This is a genomic window from Pseudomonas sp. BIGb0164 (assembly GCF_024810135.1).
GTDB lineage: Bacteria > Pseudomonadota > Gammaproteobacteria > Pseudomonadales > Pseudomonadaceae > Aquipseudomonas.
This window is the reverse complement of the sequence record NZ_JANUEA010000006.1, coordinates 185,791-203,059: the sequence shown is the minus strand read 5'-3', so window position 1 is coordinate 203,059 and position 17,269 is coordinate 185,791. Positions and strand designations below refer to the sequence as shown.

The window sequence follows — 17,269 nt, the reverse complement described above, 5'->3', positions numbered from 1 at the left end:
GGGGAGCATGAGCCAGAGGGGGAGGGGATATAAAACAGGAAAAATCCTACGCAAAAAAAGGTGTTGACCTACTTGTTGGTAAGGCATTGTGAAGCGAAATGTAAATATTTGAGAAATATAAGGTGCGGTGAGTACGCTGGAGCGCGGGTGTAGATCGTGAGGCGACTTTTTGTGGTGTTGCTATGTTTAAGTTCCTACACGTTGGCGGTCGGCAATCGACTCACCAACTCGATAAGTTTCTCTTTACTCAGTGGCTTCGATAAATAACCCAGCAGCGGCAGGTTTCTTTGCCGAGCCTGGTCGCTAAGTTCGGATAACTCCGACACAGGCAACCCGCTGAGAAGGATGGCGGCAAGGATGAAGTGGCGGCGATTGGCGATGTCAATCAACTCAAGCCCGGGCAGATCCGGCAGGCACTGGTCGCACAGCATGAGATCGAAAGGCGTACCGGCCTGCGTCATCAGGAGGATCGCCTGTTCGGCATTTTCTGCAAGGGTCAGGTTGTCGAAGTCGAAACTTTTGAGCAGGCATTGGGTGGCCAGAAGTTGAAAGGGATGATCCTCCACTAACAGGATACGAAGGCGATGTCTGGGCATAGTGAGCATACGTAGGGGTCAGGCTTTGATAGCGTGACGTAGGAAATCATCGTCAGGTCCGCCAAAAGCGTGCGTGATTATTCTTCGGGTACGTGTGCGAATTCGATCAGGCTGCTCTGTTCCCTGTGTAGGCATATTCCTTTCAGGGAACAGGCAAGCTTGATCCATGGTGCTATTGAGGGCTGGAACGCCCCGTCATCTCCCGCGCCATTTCGGTGGCGTAGCTGTCGGTCATACCCGCGATGAAGTCGATCATGCGCAGGAATGACGCGTGCAACGGCCACGCCGGGTTTGGCGCGCTGTTGCCCAGCAAGTCGAGGATGCGGCGGTTCTTGAAGGAGGGCGTGCGCCCGCCATGTTGTTCCAATGCCGCCCCGCAAAAAGCGTTCAGCAGGATTTCCAGAGTGGTGTAGGCACCGATTTCGTGCAGTGTCTTGCGCTTGTCCTGGAAGATTTTCTTGCGGGCCATGTCCTTGGCGTCCAGCACGCAGCGTTTGGCGGGACCGTGCATGTGCTCCACCAGGTCACCCGGCAGCAGGCCTGCCAGCAAAGCGTCCTGCTGTTCGACAAACGCGCGTGCCGCCGCATTGGTCAGGTGTTCGATGGCCTTGCCCCGCAGGATCGCCAGCTTGCGCCGGCGCGAGTCCTGCGCGCCCAATTGCCGGTAGGTCTGGGGCAAGTCGTCGCCCACCAGATCGAGCAGCAAGGACTCGACCTCGGCGTATTCCAGCAACTCCATTTCCAGGCCGTCTTCAAGGTCGATCAACGCGTAGCAGATGTCGTCCGCCGCTTCCATCAGGTAGACCAGCGGGTGGCGGGCCCAACGCTGTTCTTCCAGCTGTGGCAGGCCGAGTTTGTGGGCGATCTGTTCAAGGATCGGCAGCTCGCTCTGATAGCAACCGAACTTATGTTTCTTGTAGCCCAGGGAGTCCGCATGGCGGGCGGTCCAGGGGTACTTCAGGTAAGTACCCAGGGTGGCATAGGTCAGCCGTGTGCCTCCATCGAACTGGTGATACTCAAGCTGGGTCAACACGCGAAAGCCCTGGGCGTTGCCTTCGAAGTTGAGGAAGTCATTGCGCTCGGCGCTGCTCATGTCATCCAGCCAGCCACGGCCGGCCGCCTGCTGGAACCAGTGACGGATGGCATCTTCGCCCGAATGCCCGAACGGTGGGTTGCCGATGTCGTGGGCCAGGCAGGCCGATTGCACCACCATGCCCAGGTCGCTCGGGTCGCACCAGTCGGGCAGGGCGCTGCGCAGGGTCTCGCCCACGCGCATGCCCAGGGAGCGGCCCACGCAACTGACTTCCAGGGAGTGGGTCAGCCGCGTGTGGATATGGTCATTGCTGGACACCGGGTGTACTTGGGTCTTGCGGCCCAGGCGGCGGAATGCGCCCGAGAAAATGATGCGGTCATGGTCCTTGTGAAACGGGCTGCGGCCCAGTTCTTCCGGGCTGTGCAACGGTTTTCCAAGGCGTTCGCGAGTCAGCAGGGTGGGCCAATCCAAGGCGGGTACTCTCCGTGCGGTGAATGACGTCCCCCAGCTTCCCGGTTCCGCCGTGGCGGGGCAAGCGAAAATCTACAGCCCGGCCGCGTCGATATCGATTAACAGCAAACGCTGACCGTTATCGAAGAATTGTCCTGCGGTCAGGCAGTAGCTATTAGTGGTGGCGTCGCGATAGGTCGACGACAGGGTCAGGCGCCGTTCCTCCCAGCCTTCCGCGAGCAGGTGATAGAAGTAGGGGCGCCACGACCAGTTGTGGCCCAGGTAGCGGCTGTCGGCCTGCCAGGCGTCCTGGCGCCATTCGAAGTTGGGCGTCAGCTGGGTGCCATGCCGGTCGCATTGGTAAAAGCGCAGCAGCCAGGGAAAGTTCGGCAATTGGGGCAGTTGAGCCAGGGGGGCCTGACCCTGTGCCCAGGCCTGCAGGATTTTCATCAGCTCGGCCAATTGCAGGCGCAACTGCATTACGCGTCCCCGCTCTGCGAGCTTCTGCTGGACGTAGGCCGTCCGTAATTGGGCAAAGCGCGGCACAAAGGCGTCTGTGGCGAACCAGTCCAGCTGCGCCTGGGCGAACAGGTAGCCCTGCACGTAGCGCGAGCCGCATTCCAAGGCGAAGCTCAACTGCGCCTCGGTTTCCACGCCTTCGGCAATGATCCAGCAGCCGGTTTTCTCGGCCATCTGCGCCAGGGCCCGTACCACTTCACTGCTCGGGCCGCCTCGGGCGGCTTCCTGGAACAGGCGCATGTCCAGCTTGAGAATGTCCGGCTGCAACGCCAGCACGCGGTCGAGTTGGGAGTAGCCGGCACCAAAGTCATCAATGGCGATGCGTGCGCCGGCCTCGCGATAGCGCGCTACCACCTCGGCCAGGCGCTGGATGTTACCCCCCAGCTCGGTGATCTCGTACACGATGCGCTGTGGATCGACGCCATGGGCTTGCACTTGCCTCAAGCTGGGCAGCGCCTGGCCGGGGCGCAGGCGGTTGATCCAGCGGGGCGAGATGTTCAGGCTCAGAAACCAGTCGTCGGGGGCCTCATGCAAGCGGCTCAGGGCATTGTCGCGAATCTGCCGGTCAAGGCGTCGCAAGGTGGCCCCCGGCGTGCGTGGGTCGGCGAACAAGGGGCCCACAGACTGCAAGCGGCCATCGGCCTGGCGCAGGCGGCCGAGGGCCTCAACGCCAGCAATGCGCCCGGTGGCGGTGTCGATGAACGGCTGGAAGCAGGCGAGCGGTTGCCCGTCAATCACGGGGCCTCCTTAAAGAGTCGGCGAAAAAAGGCCCAGCCCTCAGTAACGAGGGCCGGGCCGATTCTGTGTGCAAGAATGCAGCCAGCAGGCCTCAACCTTTACGAGACGCGCCCTGCATAGCCAGCTTGATCAGCGGGATCAACCCGGCTCCCAGTCGCACCAGGCGTGTCAGGCTGCTGATACTGCCGCCCTTGGCACCTTTGCCGGTAAAGAAACCCAACAGTGTGACCGCAGCCACGCCCCACAGCGGCGCGTGCTTGATGCCCAGGCTGTCCTGCCAGTTACTGCCCATATTGCGCACCTTGTTCAGGGGCAGCATCAATTGCTGGGACTCGTGGCGGATCTCCTGGCGGTGCATTTCCATGCGCAGGCGGATCAACGCCTTGCGCATTTCTCGGCGGGAGGTGGTTTGGGGGATTTCAGTGATGCTCATGGCAGCAGGCGCTCCCGGTCATTGGCCAGCTCTTCGAGGGTGGCGTGGAACGGTGTGGATTCATCGAACACCGCCGCTTTCAGGCGCACCCCGCAGAAGGCGGCGGCCAGGCTGTAGAACACACAGAGGCAGATGATCCCCGTCAGGCGATAGCCGGTGTCCCATACCAGGATCATGACCAGTGTCGACAACCCCACCAGCAACAGCAGCGCAAACACCAGCGCCAGGCCGGCAAACAGCAGCAGGCTGACAGTGCGGGCTTTCTGTTCCTGCAATTCGATGCCAAACAATTCGACGTGGCTGTGCAGCAAGCCCAGCACGGCCGCGCCCAGACGTCTTGAAGTGGTGCCCGTGGACGAGCCCGTTTCGCCGATAGACATGGTTAGCGCCTTGTAGCCAGCAGGCCGATCAGAAAGCCCACGCCGGCGGCAATGCCCACCGACTGCCAAGGGTTTGCCTGCACGTAATCTTCGGTCGCGGTGACGGCCGCCTGGCCGCGTTCACGCAGGGAGTCCTCGGTCAGTTGCAGGGTTTCACGGGCCTTGAGCAGGCTCTCGTGGATCTTGCTGCGCAGCTCGTCAGCCTGGTCACCGGCGAGCACCTTGGTGCCATCGAGCAACTTTTCGGTGTCGCTGACCAGGGTTTGAAAATCCGCCATCAGTATTTCTTGAGCAGTCTTTGCAGTTCTTCTGGCCATGGGTATCTCCGTGATTGGCTGAACGGTACTTAGTGGTTTCGAGTCACCGGCTTCGGTGAAGGTTCAGTGCATTTGTCTGGTACAGCTTTTGCTTTGCCTTGGTGCGCACGCCCCGGGGCCTGCGCTGAATCTGGGCGGAATGAGGCAATGCCTTCAAAAACCTTACCCTAAATAACTGAAACTCGCGGAAAAACCCTGTCGGCAACAGCCTGTTGAGTTGATCGCTGCGCTAAAGCGGTTCACGCCCTCTGAAGAGGGGCGAGGCCGGTGGTGCCAATTTAGTGCGTGCAACCCTGGCTTGAACCGCTTTGGTGCTTTTTGCCTTTAATGCAGGCCTGCCAACCTCCATGGAAAATTTGCAAAGTGCGGTGGACACCCTCGTCCATAGCTCCAATACCCTGTTCATCCTGATCGGCGCGGTCATGGTCCTGGCCATGCACGCCGGCTTCGCGTTCCTGGAAGTGGGCACGGTCCGCCAGAAAAACCAAGTCAACGCCTTGTCGAAGATCCTCAGCGACTTCGCCATCTCCACCCTGGCTTATTTCTTTATAGGCTATTGGATCTCCTACGGCGTGAGCTTCCTGCAACCGGCTGCGGTGATCAGCGCCGACCACGGCTATGGCCTGGTGAAGTTCTTCTTCCTGTTGACCTTTGCGGCGGCGATCCCGGCGATCATTTCCGGGGGTATTGCCGAGCGTGCACGTTTTGTTCCGCAGTTGTGCGCCACCGCGTTGATCGTGGCGTTTATCTACCCGTTTTTCGAAGGCATGGTGTGGAACGGCAACTTCGGCCTGCAAGCCTGGCTGCTGGCGACGTTCGGCGCCAGCTTCCATGACTTCGCCGGTTCGGTGGTGGTGCACGCCATGGGCGGCTGGCTGGCGCTGGCAGCGGTGTTGCTGCTGGGCCCGCGTAACGGGCGTTATCGTGAAGGGCGACTGGTGGCGTTCGCGCCGTCGAGCATTCCGTTCCTGGCCCTGGGTTCGTGGATCCTGATTGTCGGCTGGTTCGGCTTCAACGTGATGAGCGCGCAAACCCTCAACGGCGTGAGTGGCCTGGTGGCGGTCAACTCGCTGATGGCGATGGTGGGCGGCACTGTCGCGGCGCTGATCATTGGGCGCAACGACCCGGGCTTCCTGCACAACGGCCCATTGGCCGGGTTGGTGGCAATTTGTGCCGGCTCCGACCTGATGCACCCGGTGGGCGCGCTGGTCACTGGCGCGGTCGCGGGCGGGCTGTTCGTGTGGTGCTTCATTGCGGCCCAGGATCGCTGGAAGATCGACGACGTGCTGGGGGTGTGGCCGCTGCACGGCCTGTGTGGCGTGTGGGGTGGCATCGCCTGCGGTATCTTCGGCCAGACCGCACTGGGTGGCCTCGGCGGCGTCAGCCTGATCAGCCAGCTGATCGGTACTGCCCTCGGCGTGGTGGTGGCGCTGGGCGGCGGCCTGTTGGTGTACGGCGTGATCAAGCGCGTGCACGGGCTGCGCCTGAGCCAGGAGGAGGAGTACTACGGCGCGGACCTGTCGATCCATAAAATCGGTGCGGTCAGTCAGGATTGATCGGCGGTTCGGCCGATGGATTAAAGCCGTGCAGCAGGCGGTAGCGGTTATGCCGTACTTCGTCGACCCGCGCCTGCACCTGTTGGTCCGGCAGGCCCAGCAGGATCAAGGCGTGGGAGGCGAGCATCAAGCTGGATTCCAACAGTTCGGGCACCACTTCGCTGGCGCCCGCGGCTTTCAGCTCGGCCAACTGGCTGTCATCACGGGTGCGCACCAGGATCGGCACGTCAGGGTTGATGCGCCGCGCTTCCTTGAGCACCACCAACGCCACATCGCTGTTGTCCACGGCGATGACCACCAATCGCGCGCGCTCCAGGCCCACCGCGCTGAGCAGGGCGCCACGCCGGCAATCCCCGTAATGCACGCTGCTGTCTTCAGTGGCAGCTTCCTGTACCCGTTCAGGGTCGTCATCCAGTGCGATAAAGGCTTGCTGTTCGCGCCGTAGAAAACGCCCGATGGATTGCCCGACGCGGCCATAGCCACAGATCACCGCATGCCCGTGCAGCTCGGCGTTGAGCGCGGTGATTTCGTCCAGCTGGACCTGCTGATTGGGCGTGCGGTGCAGGCGCAGGGCCAGGCTCGGAGCGGCGCGCAATAACAGGGGAGTGAGCAGCATCGAGCAGAAGGTCGCGGCGAGTAGCAAGCCGTTGAATTCGTCGGGGATCAAGCGGCTTTGCTGCATCTGCGCCATCAAGGCAAAACAGAACTCGCCGCCCTGGGCCAGGGCCAGGCCGCTGCGCCAGGCGGTTTCACTGTCGCTGCCGCGTAGCTTGACCAGCGCGGCCACCACGCCGCCCTTGACCAGCATCAAGGTGAGGGTCAGGCCAAGGATCAGCAGGCTGTGGCTGACGAACAGCTGCAGGTCGATGAGCATGCCGATACTGACGAAAAACAGCCCCAGCAGGATGTCGCGAAAGGGCCGGATGTCCGCTTCGATCTGGTGGCGATAGTGGCTCTCCCCCAGCAGCATGCCGGCCAGGAAGGCGCCGAGGGCAGGGGACAAGCCCAGCAAGTGGGTAAGCCACGCCGTCAGCAAGACAATCACCAGGGCCAGCAGCACAAACAATTCGGCCGAGTGGGACGCGGCCACTTCGTGGAACAACCGTGGCAACAACCAGCGGCTGGCAAACAGAAGGCCCACAAACAGCACCACAGTCTTGCCCAAGGTCAAGGGCAGTGCCAGGTACCAGGCCTGCTCACCGGTGCCGGCGAACACCGGCACCAGGGTCAGCAGCAAGACAGCCACTACGTCCTGGAACAGCAACACGCCAATCGCGTTCTGGCCATGGCTGCTGAAAATCTCCCCGAGGCTGCCGAGCTCCTTGCTCACGATGGCGGTGGACGACAAGGCCAGTCCCGCCCCCAGCAGCAGGGCGATGCCGGGTGCCACGCCCAGGATCATCAACAGCACGCCCAGCAACACCCCACAGCCCACCACTTGCAGGCTGCCCAAGCCAAACACCACGCGGCGCAGGGCGAGCATCTTGCTCAGGGAAAACTCCAGCCCCAGGGAAAACAGCAGGAACACCACACCCAGTTCGGCGAGGTCGGGGAGCTCTTCACTGTCGTTCACCCAGTCCAGGGCGGTGGGCCCCACGGCCAGGCCCACGCACAGGTAGCCCAGCACGGGAGGCAATTGCAGTCGGCGAAACAGCGCAATCACTACCAGGGATGAGGCCAGGATGATCAACAGGTTGGCAAACACAGGCATCTCCGTTGCAAGGGGGCAGGCAAAAAAGCCACAAACATCGCTGAATCAGTTATAGGCCATGGTGATCTGGGTCAGGGTTTATGGGGTGGGCGTGAGGCTGCTACCGGGCTTAGAATGTGTGCCTGTTTCCTGATCAGGTCCATTCACCATGCTTCCTGAATGCCAGTTATTCGGCACCCTGGGTTGCCATCTATGTGAGATCGCAGAAGCCGAAATCATGCCGCTCGTCGAACACGGGTTGCTGGTGGAATTGGTGGATATCACCGACCCCGACGACCTGACTGAAGTCTACGGCCTGCGTATTCCGGTGCTTCGCCGGGTAGACACGGGGGCGGAACTGGATTGGCCTTTCGACACACAACAGGTTGTTGCCTTCCTTCGTTGAGTGTTATGCGATGGCAGGTTTCCAAATATTAAGTTACTGTATGTTTGTACAGCGATTGAATAGAGGGAACGCCCGTGGTGAATGTTGAACAACTGAAAAGCAGCGTCAATCGCATGTCTGCCGATGTCGTACGCGACGCGGTAAACGAGCTGCGCCTCGATGGCCTGGTCACGGAAGGCAAGACACCCTTCAACAAAGTGCATTTCAATACCTGTTTCGCCGAGATCGAGGCGCTGTTTCAGCGCGCCGGTTATCACAAGCAGCTGGATGTGGTGGGTTACCAGGGCCTGTTATACGCGCTCTACGATCCAGGCCGCTGGGAGGCGGTGGACGTACTGCGTTGGCTCAAGGAATTCACCGAGGCGGCCAGTGCTTCGCCGGCGCTGCGGGCGCAATTGGCCAAAGCCTGAACCCTGCGGGATAATGCCCGCCGGTTTTCCCAAGGCTTCGAGCATCTGCATGTCCACTTCCGCGTTTATCGCCTCCGAGCACCAAGCCAGCACCTTGTACCTGCCGCCGGGCCCTTGGGCGCTGGTGCTCGACTGCCTGTGTGAACACTTCCCGGCTATCAGCCGTGAGCTCTGGCTGGACCGCATCGCCCGTGGGCGGGTGCTGGACATCAACGGCAGCCCGATAGGACAGGACCTGGCCTACAAGGAAGGCCTGTGCATCTACTACTTTCGCGAAGTGCCGAATGAAAAAGTGATCCCGGTGCAGGAGAGCATCCTGTATGCCGACGAGCACCTGGTGGTGGCCGACAAGCCGCACTTCCTGCCCGTGACGCCCGCCGGTGAATACGTCGAGCAAACCCTGCTGCGCCGCTTGATCCGCCGTCTGGGCAACCCTTCGCTGGTGCCGCTGCACCGTATCGACCGGCATACCGCAGGGCTGGTGCTGTTCTCGGTCAACCCGGCCAGCCGCGCGGCGTATCAGCAACTGTTTCCCACGCGAAAGATCGACAAGTTCTACGAAGCCATTGCCCCGGCGTTACCGGGCCTGACGTTCCCGCTGGTGCACAAAAGCCGCCTGGTGGACGGCGAGCCGTTCTTTCGCATGCAGGAAGGCGTTGGCGCCAGCAACACCGAAACGGCGGTAGAGGTGCGCGAGAAAAATGGCGAGCTGTGGCGCTACGGCCTGTTCCCCGTGACCGGCAAAAAGCATCAGTTGCGTGTGCACATGACCGCGCTGGGGGCGAGCATCTGCAATGACCCGTTCTACCCCGACGTGATAAAGGACGCCGTGGACGACTACGCCAACCCGCTCAAGCTGCTCGCCCAGGGTGTGCGTTTTATCGACCCGGTGACCGGGCAAGAGCGCAGCTTTCGCAGTGATATCACCCTCGACTGGTAACCGCCAGAAACGACAAGGCCCGCGCGAGGCGGGCCTTGGTAGCAAACGCTGAGGTTTACAAGTCTTTAACGGTGCGGACCTGATCCTTGTTGATGCGGGTCTGCTTGCCGTCCAATTGTTCGAACTCGTAGAAACCCGAGTCCTTGTCGAATTTAGGAGTGTCGACGGCCTGGATTTCGCGACCGTCATTCAGGGTGATCACTGTTGGCGAGGCGCAACCGGCAAGGGTAGCGAGGCCCAGTGCAAGCATGAGAGCGGCGATGGTCCGTTGAGTCATGAGTGTGTCTCCGAGAGAATACTTTTTTGAGTGCTGACCTTGTGACGTATAAGACGTCGGCAAAGTTCCTTATCCGACGCTCATTCTGACACGCCAAACCCTGGGTGCAACAGCTCCGGTGTATTCAGGTTGGCCAGGCGTGGGTCATCGGCCGGGCATTCAAGCCCGATGCCACCCAGTTGCAGGAGGATCTTGCGCGGGCTGCGCTCACCGGCATCCCAGGCCGCTTCCACGGCGTCGCGCAGGTGGGTGGGGATGATGCAGATCAAGGGTTCCCAGAACTCGCCATGGCGCACCATCAACGGCAATAGCGGATTGCGCTGCACCGTCTGACGCATCTGGGTCAGCAGGTGCACATCAATATTGGGCACATCGCACGGCAAGATCAGCAGGTGCCCATGACGTGCGGCGGCCAGCCCTGCACGGATGCCGGCCAGTGGCCCAGGAAAGTCCGGGCTGTCGTCGCTCACCAGCTGATCGGCGTACGGCGCGTAAAGCGCATGGTTGCGATTGCACGAGATGATCAGGTCATCCGTCAGTGGTCGAGTCAGGTGTTGCAGATGCGCGATAAGGGGCTGGCCGTGCCATTCCAGCAGACCTTTGTCTTGCCCGCCCATTCGCTGGCCACGCCCTCCGGCCAGCAGCAAAATCGAACAGGACAGGGCTGAAGAATCTGAAGGCATGACGGTTCCGCTGCGGCAGGTAAATGGGGCCCTGTGATATAACATCGGGCTGTTCCTTCGACAACCGGACCGAGCCATGAAAGCCAAGGCTGATGCGCCCTTCGTACCCCTGAACATCGCTGTACTGACCGTCAGCGACACCCGCACCCTAGAAACCGATACCTCAGGCCAGGTCTTCGTCGACCGCCTGACCGCTGCCGGCCACAACCTGGCCGAGCGTGTATTGCTCAAGGACGACCTCTACAAGATCCGCGCCCAGGTGGCCCACTGGATCGCCGAAGACGTCGTGCAAGTGGTGCTGATCACCGGCGGCACCGGCTTCACTGGGCGCGACAGCACCCCCGAAGCCGTGAGCTGCCTGCTGGACAAACAGGTCGACGGTTTTGGCGAGCTGTTCCGCCAGATCTCCGTGGCCGATATCGGCACCTCTACTGTGCAGTCCCGCGCCCTGGCCGGCCTGGCCAATGGCACGCTGGTGTGCTGCCTGCCGGGCTCCACCAATGCCGTGCGCACCGGGTGGGACGGCATCCTCGCCGAACAGTTGGACAACCGTCATCGCCCGTGCAACTTCGTGCCGCACCTCAAGCAGGCCGAACCCTGTGAATCCCGTGGTTAAGCCCGGCAAGACCGGCGCCCTGATGCCGGTGGAACAGGCGCTGCAGCAACTGCTGGACATGGCCGACGCCGCGCCGATCCGCGAACAGCAAAGCCTGCCGCTGGCCGATTGCGATGGGCGCGTGCTGGCCCAGGACCTGGTGTCCACCCTCGACCTGCCGCCCTGGCCCAACAGCGCCATGGACGGCTACGCCCTGCGCCTGGCGGACTGGAACGGTGAGCCACTGGTGGTCAGCCAGCGCATCTTCGCTGGCCAGGCACCGCATCCCCTGGCCGCTGGCACTTGTGCGAGGATCTTCACCGGTGCCCCGGTGCCCGAAGGCGCAGACTGCGTCGAAATGCAGGAAAATGCCGTGGTCCACGCCGACGAGCGCGTGAGCTTTAGCGAGCCGTTGCAGTTGGACCAAAACATCCGCCCGCAAGGGCAGGAGACCACCGTCGGCGAGTTGGTGCTGACGGCCGGCACGCGCCTGGGCCCAGTCGAACTCGGCCTCGCGGCTTCCCTGGGGCATGATCGCCTTGACGTGGTACGCCGTCCGCGCGTGGCAGTGCTGTCTACCGGGGATGAACTGATCGAACCCGGCTTGCCGCTGGGCCCGGGCCAGATCTACAACAGCAATCGCCGCGTGTTGTGCTCGTGGCTGACGCGCATGGGCTGCGAAGTGATCGACGCCGGCATCCTGCCCGACGACCTCGAAAAGACCCGCACACGCCTTGCTGGCTTGGCTGACGTTGACCTGATCCTGTCCACGGGCGGTGTGTCGGTGGGCGAGGCGGACTTCCTCGGCATCGCCCTGCGCGAAGAGGGGGAGCTGGCGCTGTGGAAACTGGCGATCAAGCCGGGCAAGCCGCTGACCTTCGGCCACTTTCGTGGTGTGCCAGTGATCGGCCTGCCGGGCAACCCGGCGTCGACCCTGGTGACCTTTGCCTTGCTGGCGCGGCCTTACCTGCTGCGCCGTCAAGGCGTGCAGGACGTGGCGCCGCTGCGGTTCGAAGTGCCGGTAGGGTTCGAGTGGCCCAAGCCGGGCAACCGTCGCGAATACCTGCGCGGCCGCATCGAGCAGGGCAAGGCGATCATCTACCGTAACCAGAGCTCCGGCGTGCTGCGCAGCGCGGCGTGGGCAGAAGGGTTTGTGGAGGTGTTGGAAGGCACGACGCTGACGGTGGGCGATAGCGTCAATTTCATCCCGCTAAGCGAAGTCCTCAACTAAACACGCATCCTTTGGGGGATGGGCTTGTGTGGGAGCGGGCTTGCTCGCGAATGCGGTGGGTCAGTTGATGCATGTACTGGCTGATACACCGCGTTCGCGAGCAAGCCCGCTCCCACATTTGGTTTTGTGTAGCGCTTGGGTTATTCAGTAATCGTCCCCACGCGCCGTCACATCCCGCTCCACCGGCCCTGCGTCCGGGTCATACCCGACCGGGAACTTGCCTTTCAAGGTCCAGGCAAACGCGATGATCTCCGCCACCGTGCGGTACAACTCCTCCGGGATGCTGTCACCCAATTCCATGCGCGCCAGCAGCTTCACCAGCTCGGCGTTCTCATAGATCGGCACTTCATTTTCCCGCGCCAGTTTCAGGATCGCCTCGGCCAAGGCGTCGTCGCCCTTGGCGGTCAGTGTGGGGGCCTGCTGGCCGTCATACTTGAGGGCGATCGCCTGACGCGGTGGGGTGGTGTTCTTCATGCGGTTTCATCCACCCAGCGTTGCTCCAAGCCAGTTCGCGGCCCGCGTGGCGGCGTGCCGAGGTGGCAATCCAGGTCGCCGACATTGATGCCCGAGGTCACCAGGCGTTCGCGCAGGTTGCCCAAATGGCTTTCGATCAGGCTGGCGGTAAACGGCCGGGACGCCCACAACTGGCTGGAGAGCTTGCCCTGGGTCAGTTGCGCCTGAACCTGCAACGGCCCCAGCGGTTCCATGTCGAAGGCCAGCTCCACGCGCCAGAGCATCTGCTTGGGGTCCTTTTTGTCTTTGCGTTCGGGCTGGTCCTTGTCCGGCGGCGGCTCTTCGCGCTGGAACTTGACCTGCAACGGCACGATGTCCTGCAGGGTGCGCATGGGGATTTCCAACTGCCAGGTGGTCTGCACACGCCCGTCGGCGGTGGTGCCGGTTTGTTCCAGGCTCGACAGCTGGTGGCTCTGCAGGCGCGAGATGGCCCCGGCGGCCAGGCGCAGCAGGTTTTCCAGGTCGCCTTCGCCTTCCAGCTTGGCCATCAGCCGCTCCGGCAGCGGAAAGCCGGCCGGTGCCTGGCGGGCGCTGACCTGGCCCAGGGTGTTCAGCGGGTTGCGCACAAAATTGGGCAGCACCTGGGCCAGGGTGTTGGCGGCAAGGATCGCATTCAGGTTGGTGGCGGTGGGCAGGGCGGGCAACAGGTCAGCGACCAGGCGCAGCAGCGCGCCTTTCATGTCCAGCGGCGGGATTTGCGGGTTTTGCCCGGCCAGCAATTTGGCTTCGAGAAACGCGCCGCTGTTCTGGATCACCTGCGCCAGCACTTTGGGGTTGCTCACCTGCGACAGGTCGGGCAGCGCGGCGAGCAAGCGCGCGGCGGCGGCGCGCAGGTCGCTGGAGGTGGTGTCGTCGGCGGGCAGGTTCTGCAGGGCGGTGAACACCACGTCCAGCGAGCCCTGGCGGCTTTGCTGGGTGGCGAGTTGCTGCGCCACCGCCAGTTGGTCCTTGAGCCCGCTCAATGGCAAGAAATTCAACGTCTGGGTGTCTTGCACCACGGCGCTGAGCAAGCTGCCCACCCGCAGCGGCTGCGGGCTTTCCACGGTCAGGGTCGCGCCGGCCAGGGCGTTACTGAGCACGGTCACCAGCGAGCGGTAGATGGCCGGCTGCGTGGTGCCCTGGGGCAGCATCTGGGTGGTCAGCACCTTGGCCTGCAACAGCGTGCCCACCGGCATTTGCGTGGTGTCGATACGGGTGAGGGCGGCCACATTGGCGCTCAAGGCTTGCTGCAAGGTGATGGTCAGGTTGCCCGTCGGCGTCTGGCTCACGGCCACGTTGCTTCCCAGCGGCAACGGCTGGGCGCTGCTGGCTTGCACCAGGGTCTGGCGGCCGCCTTCCAAGGTCAACTTGAGCAGCAACTGAAACGCATCACCGCCCTGTTTAAGCGCGAGTACCTCGGCGTTCACGGTTTTTCCGGGGTCGATCAAGCCGATCTGCGGTTCCAGCAGTTTCAGCAGCTCACCGGTCGGGGGCAGCGGGGCGGGCCCGGCCACGGGTGCTGGCGGCAGCGTAGGAAGGTTGATCTCACCGGTCATCGTGCGCGTCGTCTCGAAGGAAATTGCCCTCTTTAGAGTAGGGCATCGCATGTATAATGCCGCCCGTCTGCAAAGAGAGCGGTAAAAACCTCACAACTATTTGATCCAGCTCTCTAAAATCGGTCGCCAAAGCCGTTATTGTGCATTTCTCTTTAACGGCCGCTGCACCGCCGACTTGAACCGTAAAGGCCCGCGATCTTTTGACCAGCCCTCTTCTTGAAGCCGTAGCGCTTTCCTGTGAACGCGACCTGCGCCTGTTGTTCGAGCACCTCGAACTGCGGCTGACGGGTGGTGACATGGTGCAGGTCAGCGGCCCCAACGGCAGCGGCAAGACCAGTTTGCTGCGCCTGCTGGCCGGGTTGATGCAGCCGACGGCAGGTGTTGTGCGGCTCAATGGCAAGCCGCTCAACGAACAACGCACTGAGTTGGCGCGCAACCTCGTCTGGATCGGCCACGCCGCGGGCATCAAGGACGTGCTCACCGCCGAAGAAAACCTCAGCTGGCTGAGCGCCCTGCATCATCCCGCGTCCCGCGACGCTATTTGGCAAGCCCTGGCCGCTGTCGGTCTCAAGGGCTTCGAAGACGTTCCCTGCCACACCCTGTCTGCCGGCCAACAGCGCCGCGTGGCCCTGGCGCGTTTGTACCTGCCGGGCCCGCCGCTGTGGATCCTCGACGAACCCTTCACCGCCCTGGATAAGCAAGGCGTGGCCCAGCTCGAAGAACACCTGACCCAGCATTGCGAAAAGGGCGGGCTGGTGCTGCTCACCACCCATCACACCCTCAATCGCACGCCTGCCGGTTACCGTGACCTGGACCTGGGAAGGTGGTCGGCATGAGCGTATTCGCCCTGTTGGTCGCCCGCGAAGCGCGGCTGTTGTGTCGCCGCCCGGCCGAACTGGCCAACCCATTGGTGTTCTTCGCGATTGTCATCGCCCTGTTCCCGCTGGCGGTGGGCCCCGAGACTAAACTGTTGCAAACCTTGTCCCCGGGACTGGTGTGGGTGGCGGCGCTTTTATCGGTTCTGCTCTCGCTGGACGGGCTGTTTCGCAGTGATTTCGAAGACGGTTCCCTTGAACAGTGGGTCCTTTCGTCGCACCCCTTGCCACTTCTGGTGCTGGCCAAGGTGCTGGCACACTGGGTTTTTTCCGGCTTGGCGCTAGTCTTGCTTTCGCCACTGTTGGCGATGATGCTGGGCTTGCCCGTCGAGTGCTTGCCGGTGTTGCTTCTATCCTTGTTGCTCGGTACGCCGGTGCTCAGCCTGTTGGGGGCGGTGGGCGCAGCGTTGACCGTCGGTTTGAAGCGGGGCGGCCTGTTGCTGGCCCTGCTGATTCTGCCTTTGTATATCCCGGTGTTGATCCTGGGCAGCGGCGCCTTGCAGGCCGCGCTCATGGGCATGCCGGCGACCGGTTACCTCCTGTGGCTTGGTAGCCTGACCGCCCTGGCGGTAACCCTGACACCCTTTGCTATAGCGGCCGGCCTGAAGATCAGCGTCGGTGAATAATGAGGTCTGACCAAGCGTTATGTCTTAGTCAGTAAAGACCCTGAGTTTCCTGCAATGACAGGAAGCCACCGTGATGGAAACAGCAATGAACTGGACCTGGTTTCACAAGCTCGGCTCGCCCAAATGGTTTTATGGCATCAGCGGCACGCTACTGCCGTGGCTGAGCATCACTGCCGCAGTGTTGATTGGCATCGGCCTGGTCTGGGGCCTGGCCTTCGCGCCACCGGACTACCAGCAAGGCAACAGTTTTCGCATCATCTATATCCACGTTCCCGCCGCGATGCTGGCCCAGTCCTGCTACGTGATGCTGGCCGTGTGCGGCATCGTCGGCCTGGTGTGGAAGATGAAGCTCGCCGACGTGGCCCTGCAATGCGCCGCGCCCATCGGTGCCTGGATGACCGCCGTGGCGCTGGTCACCGGCGCGATCTGGGGCAAACCCACCTGGGGTTCGTGGTGGGTGTGGGACGCGCGGCTCACGTCCATGTTGATCCTGCTGTTCCTGTACTTCGGCCTGATCGCCCTGGGCAACGCCATCAGCAATCGCGACAGCGCCGCCAAGGCTTGCGCCGTGCTGGCCATCGTCGGCGTGATCAACATCCCGATCATCAAGTACTCGGTGGAGTGGTGGAACACCCTGCACCAGGGCGCCACCTTCACCCTCACCGAAAAACCGGCCATGCCCGTGGAAATGTGGGCGCCGTTGCTGCTGATGGTGCTGGGGTTCTACTGCTTCTTCGGCGCCGTACTGCTGATGCGCATGCGCCTTGAAGTGCTCAAGCGTGAAGCCCGCGCCAGTTGGGTCAAGGCCGAAGTGCAAACCTGCCTGGGAGCCCGTGGATGAGCTTTGCGTCTTTCAGTGATTTTCTCGCCATGGGCCATCATGGCCTGTACGTCTGGACGGCCTATGGCATCTGCCTGGCGGTGCTGGCCCTCAACGTGGCCGCGCCGATCCTGGCCCGCAAGCGTTACCTGCAACAAGAGGCGCGTCGTCTGCGCCGGGAGACCGAAAAGTGAATCCGCTGCGTAGAAAGCGTCTGTTGATCATCCTTGCCATCCTGGCCGGCGTCGGCATTGCCGTGGCCCTGGCCTTGAGCGCCCTGCAGCAGAACATCAACCTGTTCTACACCCCGACCCAGATCGCCAATGGCGAAGCCCCACTGGACACACGCATCCGCGCCGGTGGCATGGTGGAGAAGGGCTCGCTCAAACGCTCCCCCGACTCACTCGACGTGACCTTCGTGGTCACCGACTTCAACAAGGCTGTGACCATCACCTACCGCGGCATCCTCCCGGACCTGTTCCGCGAAGGCCAGGGCATCGTCGCCCTGGGCAAGCTCAACGCCGACGGCGTGGTGGTGGCCGACGAAGTGCTGGCCAAGCACGATGAGAAATACATGCCGCCGGAAGTGACCAAGGCCCTCAAAGACAGCGGCCAATCCGCGCCAACGCCCGCCAAGGAGGGCTAA

22 protein-coding genes are annotated in these 17,269 nt (G+C 62.3%); 11 read left to right on the top strand and 11 right to left on the bottom strand.

Translation table 11 applies throughout. The features are described from left to right. Positions 1–194: 194 nt before the first annotated feature. The 6 genes from M2394_RS17640 to M2394_RS17615 all read right to left on the bottom strand — a co-directional run bounded on the left by M2394_RS17640 (position 195) and on the right by M2394_RS17615 (position 4,466). Positions 195–596: a response regulator gene (locus M2394_RS17640; RefSeq protein ID WP_178925071.1), complete on the bottom strand. Its 402-nt coding sequence runs from the start codon at positions 594–596 to the stop codon at positions 195–197. Positions 597–768: 172 nt separating this feature from the next. Beyond that, a complete protein-coding gene (locus M2394_RS17635; RefSeq protein ID WP_178925030.1) occupies positions 769–2,100 on the bottom strand; it encodes a deoxyguanosinetriphosphate triphosphohydrolase in 1,332 nt (443 codons plus the stop codon). 72 nt (positions 2,101–2,172) lie between these two features. Then, on the bottom strand, positions 2,173–3,336 hold the full coding sequence (locus M2394_RS17630) for an EAL domain-containing protein (RefSeq protein WP_178925032.1): 1,164 nt from the start codon (positions 3,334–3,336) through the stop codon (positions 2,173–2,175). 91 nt (positions 3,337–3,427) lie between these two features. Beyond that, positions 3,428–3,769 (bottom strand): hypothetical protein, encoded by a 342-nt coding sequence (locus M2394_RS17625; RefSeq protein ID WP_178925034.1) that lies wholly within the window; start codon positions 3,767–3,769, stop codon positions 3,428–3,430. After that, positions 3,766–4,149, bottom strand: a complete 384-nt coding sequence (locus M2394_RS17620; protein ID WP_012723020.1) for a phage holin family protein — start codon at positions 4,147–4,149, stop codon at positions 3,766–3,768. The genes M2394_RS17625 and M2394_RS17620 overlap by 4 nt, the downstream gene beginning before the upstream one ends. Positions 4,150–4,151: 2 nt before the next feature. Further along, positions 4,152–4,466: a YqjD family protein gene (locus tag M2394_RS17615; RefSeq protein WP_259173292.1), complete on the bottom strand. Its 315-nt coding sequence runs from the start codon at positions 4,464–4,466 to the stop codon at positions 4,152–4,154. A gap of 347 nt (positions 4,467–4,813) precedes the next feature. On the opposite strand from M2394_RS17615, the gene M2394_RS17610 reads away from it, so the two are divergent. Beyond that, positions 4,814–6,022 (top strand): ammonium transporter, encoded by a 1,209-nt coding sequence (locus tag M2394_RS17610; RefSeq protein ID WP_178925037.1) that lies wholly within the window; start codon positions 4,814–4,816, stop codon positions 6,020–6,022. Here the strand turns inward: M2394_RS17610 and M2394_RS17605 are convergent. Next, positions 6,009–7,733 (bottom strand): monovalent cation:proton antiporter-2 (CPA2) family protein, encoded by a 1,725-nt coding sequence (locus M2394_RS17605; protein ID WP_259173291.1) that lies wholly within the window; start codon positions 7,731–7,733, stop codon positions 6,009–6,011. The genes M2394_RS17610 and M2394_RS17605 overlap by 14 nt on opposite strands. 148 nt (positions 7,734–7,881) lie before the next feature. On the opposite strand from M2394_RS17605, the gene M2394_RS17600 reads away from it, so the two are divergent. From M2394_RS17600 to M2394_RS17590, 3 genes are all read left to right on the top strand, one after another. Next, positions 7,882–8,118, top strand: coding sequence for a glutaredoxin family protein (locus M2394_RS17600; protein ID WP_178925041.1), 237 nt, complete (start codon positions 7,882–7,884; stop codon positions 8,116–8,118). Between the two features lie 74 nt (positions 8,119–8,192). Further along, positions 8,193–8,528, top strand: a complete 336-nt coding sequence (locus M2394_RS17595; protein ID WP_178925044.1) for a transcriptional regulator — start codon at positions 8,193–8,195, stop codon at positions 8,526–8,528. Positions 8,529–8,577: 49 nt separating this feature from the next. Beyond that, positions 8,578–9,468 (top strand): pseudouridine synthase, encoded by an 891-nt coding sequence (locus M2394_RS17590; protein WP_259173290.1) that lies wholly within the window; start codon positions 8,578–8,580, stop codon positions 9,466–9,468. Between the two features lie 55 nt (positions 9,469–9,523). On the opposite strand, the gene M2394_RS17585 is transcribed toward M2394_RS17590, so the two are convergent. Next, the gene (locus M2394_RS17585) at positions 9,524–9,745 is read right to left on the bottom strand and encodes a YgdI/YgdR family lipoprotein (protein WP_016978480.1); all 222 of its coding nucleotides are present in this window, start codon (positions 9,743–9,745) and stop codon (positions 9,524–9,526) included. A gap of 80 nt (positions 9,746–9,825) precedes the next feature. After that, positions 9,826–10,428, bottom strand: coding sequence for a molybdenum cofactor guanylyltransferase MobA (gene mobA / locus M2394_RS17580; protein WP_259173287.1), 603 nt, complete (start codon positions 10,426–10,428; stop codon positions 9,826–9,828). Positions 10,429–10,504: 76 nt separating this feature from the next. Between mobA and moaB the strand changes: the two genes are divergently transcribed. Next, a complete protein-coding gene (gene moaB / locus M2394_RS17575; protein ID WP_025857889.1) occupies positions 10,505–11,044 on the top strand; it encodes a molybdenum cofactor biosynthesis protein B in 540 nt (179 codons plus the stop codon). Then, positions 11,028–12,254 (top strand): gephyrin-like molybdotransferase Glp, encoded by a 1,227-nt coding sequence (gene glp / locus M2394_RS17570; RefSeq protein ID WP_259173286.1) that lies wholly within the window; start codon positions 11,028–11,030, stop codon positions 12,252–12,254. The genes moaB and glp overlap by 17 nt, the downstream gene beginning before the upstream one ends. A 144-nt stretch (positions 12,255–12,398) precedes the next feature. On the opposite strand, the gene M2394_RS17565 is transcribed toward glp, so the two are convergent. After that, positions 12,399–12,728, bottom strand: a complete 330-nt coding sequence (locus M2394_RS17565; protein WP_259173285.1) for an EscU/YscU/HrcU family type III secretion system export apparatus switch protein — start codon at positions 12,726–12,728, stop codon at positions 12,399–12,401. Further along, complete coding sequence (locus tag M2394_RS17560; RefSeq protein ID WP_259173284.1) at positions 12,725–14,302, bottom strand: flagellar hook-length control protein FliK; 1,578 nt, start codon at positions 14,300–14,302, stop codon at positions 12,725–12,727. The genes M2394_RS17565 and M2394_RS17560 overlap by 4 nt, the downstream gene beginning before the upstream one ends. Before the next feature lie 200 nt (positions 14,303–14,502). Between M2394_RS17560 and ccmA the strand changes: the two genes are divergently transcribed. The 5 genes from ccmA to ccmE all read left to right on the top strand — a co-directional run bounded on the left by ccmA (position 14,503) and on the right by ccmE (position 17,269). Next, entirely contained in the window at positions 14,503–15,138 is a 636-nt protein-coding gene (gene ccmA, locus M2394_RS17555; RefSeq protein ID WP_259173283.1) for a cytochrome c biogenesis heme-transporting ATPase CcmA, read from the top strand. Continuing rightward, on the top strand, positions 15,135–15,803 hold the full coding sequence (gene ccmB / locus M2394_RS17550; RefSeq protein ID WP_014717701.1) for a heme exporter protein CcmB: 669 nt from the start codon (positions 15,135–15,137) through the stop codon (positions 15,801–15,803). Before ccmA ends, ccmB begins: the two co-directional genes overlap by 4 nt. A gap of 85 nt (positions 15,804–15,888) precedes the next feature. Continuing rightward, on the top strand, positions 15,889–16,644 hold the full coding sequence (locus tag M2394_RS17545; protein ID WP_259173279.1) for a heme ABC transporter permease: 756 nt from the start codon (positions 15,889–15,891) through the stop codon (positions 16,642–16,644). Continuing rightward, complete coding sequence (gene ccmD, locus M2394_RS17540) at positions 16,641–16,817, top strand: heme exporter protein CcmD (RefSeq protein WP_003172771.1); 177 nt, start codon at positions 16,641–16,643, stop codon at positions 16,815–16,817. The genes M2394_RS17545 and ccmD overlap by 4 nt, the downstream gene beginning before the upstream one ends. Further along, complete coding sequence (gene ccmE / locus M2394_RS17535) at positions 16,814–17,269, top strand: cytochrome c maturation protein CcmE (RefSeq protein WP_178925059.1); 456 nt, start codon at positions 16,814–16,816, stop codon at positions 17,267–17,269. Before ccmD ends, ccmE begins: the two co-directional genes overlap by 4 nt.